General features: G+C 35.1%; 5 protein-coding genes. 2 read left to right on the forward strand and 3 right to left on the reverse strand.

The window, feature by feature from the left end:
* The first annotated feature begins 25 nt into the window (after positions 1-25).
* Together DMB65_RS21500 and DMB65_RS21505 are read left to right on the forward strand one after the other, a co-directional pair.
* Positions 26-2,290: an aconitate hydratase gene (locus DMB65_RS21500; RefSeq protein WP_110308677.1), complete on the forward strand. Its 2,265-nt coding sequence runs from the start codon at positions 26-28 to the stop codon at positions 2,288-2,290.
* A gap of 342 nt (positions 2,291-2,632) precedes the next feature.
* Positions 2,633-3,760: a C40 family peptidase gene (locus DMB65_RS21505; RefSeq protein ID WP_110308678.1), complete on the forward strand. Its 1,128-nt coding sequence runs from the start codon at positions 2,633-2,635 to the stop codon at positions 3,758-3,760.
* 132 nt (positions 3,761-3,892) lie between these two features.
* On the opposite strand, the gene DMB65_RS21510 is transcribed toward DMB65_RS21505, so the two are convergent.
* From DMB65_RS21510 to DMB65_RS21525, 3 genes are all read right to left on the reverse strand, one after another.
* Entirely contained in the window at positions 3,893-4,456 is a 564-nt protein-coding gene (locus DMB65_RS21510; RefSeq protein ID WP_123955378.1) for a hypothetical protein, read from the reverse strand.
* 592 nt (positions 4,457-5,048) lie between these two features.
* The gene (locus tag DMB65_RS21520; protein WP_110308681.1) at positions 5,049-5,465 is read right to left on the reverse strand and encodes a lysozyme inhibitor LprI family protein; all 417 of its coding nucleotides are present in this window, start codon (positions 5,463-5,465) and stop codon (positions 5,049-5,051) included.
* Positions 5,466-5,476: 11 nt separating this feature from the next.
* Positions 5,477-5,758 carry a hypothetical protein gene (locus tag DMB65_RS21525; RefSeq protein ID WP_110308682.1) on the reverse strand — a complete coding sequence of 94 codons (282 nt, stop codon included), beginning with the start codon at positions 5,756-5,758 and terminating at the stop codon, positions 5,477-5,479.
* Positions 5,759-6,087 lie beyond the last annotated feature (329 nt).

Below are 6,087 nucleotides of genomic sequence, written 5' to 3' on the forward strand. Positions count from 1 at the left end.
AAATAACAAATAACAATTATACAGTATGGCTTTTGATATTGAAATGATTAAAAAAGTGTATCACAACATGCCCGGTCGTGTTGATGCCGCACGAGAGATTGTTGGTCGTCCACTTACTTTAACAGAGAAAATTTTATACAATCATCTTTGGGATGGAAATCCAACCAAAGCGTTTGGAAGAGGAGTTGATTATGTTGACTTTGCACCGGATCGTGTAGCATGTCAGGATGCAACAGCACAAATGGCATTATTGCAATTTATGCATGCCGGCAAATCAAAAGTTGCTGTTCCTACAACAGTTCATTGTGACCACCTGATTCAGGCAAAAGTAGATGCTGCTACTGATTTGGCCAGAGCAAAAACACAAAGTAATGAAGTTTTCGACTTCTTGTCGTCAGTTTCTAATAAATACGGAATTGGTTTCTGGAAACCCGGAGCAGGGATTATTCATCAGGTAGTACTGGAGAATTATGCATTTCCGGGCGGGATGATGATTGGTACCGATTCCCATACGGTAAATGCAGGAGGTTTAGGAATGGTTGCAATTGGGGTTGGTGGAGCTGATGCTGTAGATGTCATGTCGGGTATGGCATGGGAACTTAAGTTTCCCAAACTAATAGGAGTTAAACTTACAGGTAAATTATCGGGTTGGACTGCTCCAAAAGATGTGATTCTTAAAGTAGCAGGTATTCTTACCGTAAAAGGAGGAACCGGAGCGATAGTTGAATATTTTGGAGAAGGCGCAACAGCTATGTCCTGTACCGGTAAAGGTACGATTTGTAATATGGGTGCTGAAATTGGCGCTACCACTTCAACTTTTGGTTATGACGATTCTATGAGCCGTTACCTGCGTTCTACAAACAGAGCCGATGTTGCAGATGCCGCAGATAAAATAGCTTCTTACCTGACTGGAGACCCTGAAGTTTATGCCGACCCTGAAAAATATTTTGATCAGCTTATCGAAATCAATTTATCTGAATTAGAGCCACACTTAAACGGTCCCTTTACTCCTGATTTGGCTACTCCAATTTCTAAAATGAAAGAAGAAGCCATCAAAAATAACTGGCCATTGCAAATTCAGGTTGGCTTAATAGGTTCGTGTACCAACTCTTCTTATGAAGATATTTCCCGTGCCGCTTCTTTAGCCAAGCAGGTTTCAGAGAAAAATTTAAAAGTTAAATCTGAATTTACCATTACGCCAGGTTCAGAAGTAGTTCGTTCTACTATTGAAAGAGACGGATTTATTGACACTTTTCATAAAATTGGCGCAACAGTCTTTGCAAATGCCTGTGGTCCATGTATTGGTATGTGGGACAGGGAAGGTGCAGAAAAAGAAGAAAGAAATACAATCGTTCACTCTTTTAATCGTAATTTCTCCAAACGTGCAGACGGTAATCCAAATACATTAGCGTTTGTAGGTTCACCGGAATTGGTAACTGCCCTTGCTATTGCCGGTGATTTAGGCTTCAATCCGTTGACGGACAAATTGATTAACGAAGATGGCGAAGAAGTAATGCTTGATGAACCAACAGGAGATGAATTGCCTGAAAAAGGTTTCTATGCTGAAGATCCGGGATTTCAGGCTCCTGCTGAAGACGGCTCAGGAGTTCAGGTTGTAGTAAGCCTTACTTCAGAGCGTTTGCAATTATTAGCTCCGTTTGATGCCTGGGATGGTAAAAATATTACTGGTGCCAAATTATTGATCAAAGCATTCGGAAAATGTACAACAGATCATATTTCTATGGCAGGACCATGGTTACGTTTCCGTGGACACTTAGATAATATTTCCAACAACATGCTCATTGGTGCTGTAAATGCATTCAACCAAAAAACAAACTCTGTTAAAAATCAATTAACAGAACAGTATGATGCGGTTCCTGCTGTAGCCCGTGCCTACAAAGCGGCTGGCGTTCCGTCTGTCGTTGTGGGAGATCACAACTATGGCGAAGGTTCATCTCGTGAACACGCAGCAATGGAACCTCGTTTCTTAGGTGTAAAAGCAGTTTTGGTAAAATCTTTCGCCCGTATTCACGAAACCAACCTAAAAAAACAAGGTCTTTTAGGATTAACCTTTGCTAACGAATCAGATTACGACAAAATTCAGGAAAATGACACCATCAATTTTACAGATTTAACGGAATTCGCTCCGGGAAAACCGTTGACATTAGAGTTTGTTCATGCAGATGGCTCAAAAGATATTATTTTAGCGAATCACACTTACAACGAAGGTCAGATTGGCTGGTTTGTTGCAGGTTCTGCACTAAACTTGATTGCTGCCGGAAAAGCTTAATTCAAGATTTCGATTATAATTATGAACGCTCTGTGAAAACAGGGCGTTTTTTTTCAGGAGCCAATCCGGCTGTCTGCTGTATCTTTTGTTTTTTGGCAGCAAAAAACAAAAGGATGCCGCTTCCATCCGGGCTAGGGCATATGTGTTTATTATAAATATTGTTTTCAATTCAAAAAAAACATTTATCTCAGAAGCATTTTAAATGTTAAGCAGAACTTAAAAACATGTTAAAAAAAGTGCTTTTTTTAGTTTAAAAAGTTAAATTCGCTTTACAGGTATACACTGTATTTATTAGATTTTTATAAGTGTATCATACACAGTTAAATAAAAAAAATCCCCCAAATGATTTTTAGATTAGCCATCATAATATTCTTTTTCAGCATAGCAGGTTTTTCTCAGGAAAAATATATCAAACACACCATTTCAAAAGGTGATAATCTTACTTCTATCGCTAAGAAATACGGAGTGAAACCCAAAGATATTGCAAATGCCAATCCAAATGCTCCCAAAATTTTAAAATTAAATTCGGTTTTATTAATTCCAAATACCAATCAGTCAGCAACAATAAAATCTAATGAAACTGCTGCTAACACAACTCCGGGCTTACATGATGTTCAGGCAAAAGAAACGCTGTGGGGAATCTCAAAAAAATATAATGTTTCTGTTGAGGATCTAAAAAAAGCAAACCCACTTTTGGAGACAGAAGGTCTAAAAATAGGACAGCAAATTACCATTCCATCAAATACGAATGCGGATCCGGCTTTGCAAAAACCAATTGAAAACATTCAAACAACTACAGATGTTGAAGTTTCAAGGAAAGTTCAGCCCAAAGAAACGAAATATGCCATAGCTAAGGAATTCGGAATTACTGTAGCCGAGTTAGAAAAACAGAATCCGGAAATCAGGAAAAAATTACCAGTGGGATATGTTTTAAAAATCCTTACTTCAAAAGAAAAAGCGGATGCTTTACAGGCTTCAAAACCAACTCCGGAAATAAAAAAAGATACCTTAGAATCTCCTGAATTTGCATCTGATAAAGGAATAATTAAAAAAGATTCTGCACTAATAAAAGGGAATAATCATTCTGATCTAATAGACCAATTGATATCAAATGCGACCGAAAATATAGGAACGCGTTATCGTTCCGGAGGGACCACAAAAGCAGGTTTTGATTGTTCAGGATTAATGTACTGTACTTTCGGTAATTTTGATATTAAGCTGCCAAGAAGTTCAATCGAGCAGTCCAGAATTGGTACAAAAATCAATACAGAGGAAGCTCAAAAGGGAGATTTAATTTTCTTTAAAACCAATGGAAGGCGCCAAATTAATCATGTTGGTATGGTAGTAGAAGTAGTTGAAGGAGAAATTAAATTTGTTCATTCCTCAACTCATAGCGGAGTTATCATCTCTTCAACCAAAGAGCCTTACTACGAAAGAACTTTTTCGCAGGTAAATCGTATTTTGGAATAGTTTTTTTGCTGGAGTTCTTTACTAGAAATGTAGCAATTGCCACATAATCTTTATTGCTGAAGTTTCTATCTTGCAATAATATTTCTGTGTAAATATTTTGATTTAATTTTTAAAAATAATTTCATAAACCGTTCACAACACTTTACTTTGCCTTTTTTTCTTTTTTATAATTTCAAATATTGCTAACGAAGTTAGAGCTATTATTATTCCCTGAATAAATATCATTAATATTCCAAATGAGAATGAATCGGTAAATTCAACATTTTTCCTTTGTGTTCCATAATCCCGATGATAATTGGTTACAATTATAACAAAACGCTCGAAATAAAATCCGATTTTCATAAAAATTGCAACAAATAGTACATAATAAAAATTGGATGATAGTTTTTTAATGAATAATGTGAAAGGTAAAATCAATGCGGATAAGAACATTGTCCAATAAGCCCAGCTATATGGACCTGTCGCTCTTTCAATGAATGCAAATTCTTCAGGATAGAATATCATTGCTATTAATGAATAAGTCCAAGTAACTATTGAATATAAAATAATTAGCCAACAAATTAAATTAAGGACCTTTTTAGTTTCAAAACGTTTTTTGAAAACAAATTCAATAACTATTAACGTTAGAATTATTGGAATAAGACAGTGAATCAAATTCGCATCTATTATTTCGATAACCCTTTTATATGAATTCATGTTTTCTATGTTTTGGGTTAAGATAAAGCCCAACATCCCCGCGCTACATGCAGTTTGGGATTAAATCAGCGCTATGTTTCGGATTTGTCTATCTTCCCAATACAAAACCAATTTTTCCATTAAGCCAATTGATCAAATCCGTTGTAGTAGCTGTGTGTGCACTGCATTAGCAGAACATAAGCTGTAGTGTTTGATTAAAATTCTAAAATACAAATTTGGTTTTGGAAAACAAATCTTACAGTGTGTTATTTTTCCAGAGGGTGCAAGTCCCTTCCAAAGAAAAAATCGGGACAAGCATGAGCGGTTGAAACCCGAATCATTAGTACGTCGCCTATTTTTGAGTCTACCATTACTTTGAAGCGTTTAAAACAGCGAGGTTATCAATCCTTAACGGATGTTTATATCGAATTGAACTCATCTCTTTGCGAACCGCCGAGTACAGCTTGTCCCGATTTTTATCGGGATGACCCGTACGCTCGGTGGTGTAGTCAGGTTTTTATTGTTTTTTTTGGTTTTCGTGAATATAAATATTTGAGAGGCGCACTCCGTCAGTTGCTGGCGGAGCCGTCTACTCGATTGTGCGATCGTATTTTTATTTAATTTTGTTTCTTCGCTTTATTAATTCTTTAACTCGTTCAATTACATATGTACTTTTTTTGTCAAAATAAAACATTTGGAAATCGCTACTTTCTGTATCGCCACTATTTTCGGTTTTTGCTTCTAGAAATACTTTTTTAAAATAAGCATCTCGTTTTTTTAACCATTTTTGTTGCTCGATTTTTAAATTAGTTTGTTCAGTTGTATTCAATTTGATTTTTAAGTTTTTGTACGCAACATTTAGTAAACTATCAGAAGTTGAATAAAAATCCATAGAACATTTTTTCATTCCATTTCCACTATCCAAACATTCTTGGTACTTATTTTCTAATTCCACAACTTTTTTTATTGTTTGTGAATAACTGCAAAAGTTGAAAGTTAAAATTGCAGTCAATATGATATTTTTAAGCATTTTAAATTATATTATTTTAGTTGATTTAGAAGTTCAATCCCGCCAATTTTATTGTTCTTCAATAAATCGATTACAATTGTTCCAATTTCATTATGTTCAATTATTATGTTATCTTGAAATTGCCATTCTGAATTTGGTTGATTTGCATTATTCGGATTCACAAACCTGAAATGTGCTTTACTTTCCCAATTTCCGCCTTTACAATTTTTACATAATTGTATCAAATTTTCATTTTTCGGCTCTTCTTTCTCAAGAATTTTTATTATTTCAACAAGAATTGTTTCTATTTCCATTTTTTCTCGCAATATGTTGCACAACTTGTATATACACGAAACAAACCTTCGCCAATCTACCCAAAATTGGATATAAACACGAAGGTTTCTTTCGTATTATTCTTTCAAAAATAATAAAAAAGATCTCCAATCACTAAATAACTTTATGAATCGCTAATTAAATATTTCCTTATGAAAACTAAAGCTGCGTGAGGGATAGAGGCCAATGTCATTAAGTTAAGGCTTATATTGCTCTTTTATAATTAGTTATAGATTTGTATTTTCCAGATTGTCTTATTTTTGATTTTTTACGTTCATAATTTCTATTCATCCTAATAGGTTCAAGATGC

Source organism: Flavobacterium cheongpyeongense (genome assembly GCF_003202435.1).
In the GTDB taxonomy this organism is placed as follows: domain Bacteria; phylum Bacteroidota; class Bacteroidia; order Flavobacteriales; family Flavobacteriaceae; genus Flavobacterium; species Flavobacterium cheongpyeongense.

What these genes read in the sequence shown, in the direction of transcription:
- DMB65_RS21505 (WP_110308678.1), top strand. Translation starts at nt 2,633, where the DNA reads ATGATTTTTAGATTAGCCATCATAATATTCTTTTTCAGCATAGCAGGT.
- DMB65_RS21520 (WP_110308681.1), bottom strand. Translation starts at nt 5,465, where the DNA reads ATGCTTAAAAATATCATATTGACTGCAATTTTAACTTTCAACTTTTGC.
- DMB65_RS21525 (WP_110308682.1), bottom strand. Translation starts at nt 5,758, where the DNA reads ATGGAAATAGAAACAATTCTTGTTGAAATAATAAAAATTCTTGAGAAA.
- DMB65_RS21510 (WP_123955378.1), bottom strand. Translation starts at nt 4,456, where the DNA reads ATGAATTCATATAAAAGGGTTATCGAAATAATAGATGCGAATTTGATT.
- DMB65_RS21500 (WP_110308677.1), top strand. Translation starts at nt 26, where the DNA reads ATGGCTTTTGATATTGAAATGATTAAAAAAGTGTATCACAACATGCCC.